This window comes from Pseudoalteromonas sp. T1lg21, from assembly GCF_002964625.1.
Classification (GTDB): domain Bacteria; phylum Pseudomonadota; class Gammaproteobacteria; order Enterobacterales; family Alteromonadaceae; genus Pseudoalteromonas; species Pseudoalteromonas gelatinilytica.
Map to the genome: position 1 here is coordinate 1 of NZ_PQBX01000074.1, position 2602 is coordinate 2602.

The 2602-nt window shown below is 43.7% G+C and carries 3 protein-coding genes; all 3 read right to left on the bottom strand.

Annotated features, from left to right (window positions below):
- Window positions 1–100: 100 nt before the first annotated feature.
- Window positions 101–352, bottom strand: coding sequence for a hypothetical protein (locus C2M25_RS20760; protein ID WP_105182018.1), 252 nt, complete (start codon window positions 350–352; stop codon window positions 101–103).
- Between the two features lie 58 nt (window positions 353–410).
- On the bottom strand, window positions 411–2291 hold the full coding sequence (locus C2M25_RS20765) for a phage major capsid protein (protein ID WP_105182019.1): 1881 nt from the start codon (window positions 2289–2291) through the stop codon (window positions 411–413).
- A 1-nt stretch (window position 2292) separates the two neighbouring features.
- Window positions 2293–2602: hypothetical protein (locus tag C2M25_RS20770; protein WP_199775204.1), on the bottom strand; the 310-nt coding region annotated here is incomplete at its 5' end.

Below are 2602 nucleotides of genomic sequence, written 5' to 3' on the forward strand. Positions count from 1 at the left end.
AAAACCCGATAACCTCAATGCCATCAATTACACTAACATCAGTAAAATCAGCAAAAAATACATTGGTCAGATCTGCATTAAGGTCATCGGGAAAGTTCATTTACTCTTCACTCTCTGGACCAAATGCAGCATCAAGATCTGCATCTTCTGATGAAGGCTCTTTCACCTGAGTGGTGACTTTATCATTTACAATTTCGCCTTTACTTGCATTCACAAGTTCCTTGGCCAGAGTTTCACGAATCGAGATAATCGTTGGTTTCTTTTTATCTTTGCCAGGATAAATACTTTCACCATTGATACGAATACCGCGGTCAACGCGGAAATTAACTTTTTTAACTGTTTGCTTTGCCATGATTTATACCTTTTTAAAAAAGAAATAAGGCGCCAACTGGCGCCTTATTAAAGGGAGATTAAGAGCCGTAGCTGAATGCTTGGGCGTGACGAACCGCAACATCAACGTCTTGGAAAAGACGCATAACTAAACCACCAGATTTAACTTTAGTGGCGCGATCAGGTACCACATCAAGCGCTCCCCACATACCAAACATAAGCTGTGAGAAGTCACCAAATAAGATTGAACCTGCATCCATTTGAGTACCAACGACACCTTGATAACCATTTACACGGTTATCATCACCCCACAAGAACTTAGCCGTGCCTGCTGCCTTTTCTGTGGTTTTTAAAGTGCCACGCATACTTGGGCGCATTAAGTAAGCCATGCTTTCTGAATCTGCATTTGCTTCTGCTACATCAGTTTCAAACTCAACAATTTTTGCCCAGTTAACGCCACCGGTTAAATCAACTGCGCCAATGCCTGCAGTGTTGATAATACCTGTTGGCTGATTCGCAGCACCGGTACCTTTAATACCAGCGCTATCTAATGCAAGCGCTAAACCTTCCATAATATCGTTACGAACCAACGCTTCGATATCAGGGGTAGATTGGATCATCATACGGCGGGTCATTGGCACTGCAGTAGCAACTGTATGCGGTGACATTTGAACCGTTGTAAAGCTAAGATCTGAATCAGTAGCTTCACCATCTTCACCCACCCAATAAAATGTTGCTGAGCCAGCATGCTTAGGAATATCTAAGTTACCTACTAAACCACTCATATATCGAGCACCTAAACCACCCAGCATTGCTTTTGCCCGTAAAGCTTCAATAAACAGTTCACTGTGTAGCTCAGTAGCAATTAACTCGGCACCCTTACCAGCGGTTCCAGCAGCCTGTTGGCGCATAAACATCTGACGCTCTAACTGCTGACGAATACCAAAGCCCAATGCTTCCGGGCTTACATAACAACCATCAGGGTCTTTACCTGTGCGCTCAGCAATGGCATTTGATAGTTCACGCTCTAGGCCTGCTTGCTTAAAGTTCCCAGTTGCAACCGCACGGAATAACTTAAGAACGCTATAACGCTGCAGGTCCTTTTGCTCAACACCCAAGTCAAACACTGTTGACTGTGCATCCGGTGCATTACGCTTGTTTTGTAGCTCACGTAATAAGGCCGAATTAAACTCTTCAAACGATTTACCATCACGGATACATTCGTTCGCAAGTGTTTCAGCACCATATTGAGAACCGGTCTGCGCAATACGCTGAGCATCATTTACTGGGGCACTAAATGGTGCTTGTTGCTGTGAGCGCTGTTGTGTTTGTTGATTAGGAGCCGGAGTTTGACGAGTTTCATCTTCTGCCGGGGTGATGTCATCTAGGATTTCGTTCTCATCCATTTTGATTGCCTCTCTGATATTGACATTATTGCTATTTTCATCTGAACGACCCACCCCGACAGTGGGGTCGGCTGGTACAGAAACGGAAGATATTTCCATAGGTTGCCACTTGGTGATCCGATAATGCTCGTTATCACCTTCTCGCTTGGTTAGCGTGGCTTCTAAAATGCGGTAACCAACACTGATATTGGTGCGTATGCTGTCTTGCATATCTATCAGTAATTGTTCACCTAAAGGATTTCGCGATAGTTTTATTTCGGCGTAGCCTCGGCCATTTTCTACCCAAGCCTTAGTGATTACGCCTCGTTGGTCTTGCCAATTGTGATCACATAAAAATGGGCCATTTTGTTCTATTCGTGATAAATCAACTTCATCTACCTCATGACCCAATGTTTCAAACCAGCCCCAGCGTTCAACTTCGTACTCACTTGAAAATGAAATTGTGACTGTGCGCTCTTCAACATTGATGCTGTCTTGCTCAACTTCTGCAAAACGATAGGCAATAGGACACTTACCGCCGACCAACATGTCACGGGTAATTTGATTAACTTTCATATTATTCCTCGTCTTCTTTTGGAGGGGGTTCGTTGGCCTTAACCGATGAGCCTTTGATCAGGCCGATAGATTGAGCTAATTGAATGTTGTCGCCCATTAGCTCTAAGAAGTTTTGCCAACCCTCAGCGAGTTCTTGTGGATCAAGACCTTTGTCTTGAAGAACTTCCATAGGGTTAACAGTGAAGTTTTTATAGCTTTCTGAAATTGCTTGTTCGTCTTTTAGTGGGTCAACCCACTGCCACCGACGGCCATAAAATTGATAATGATTTGCACGCTCTAGATCATAAGCATACAAACCTTTAATTTGATTT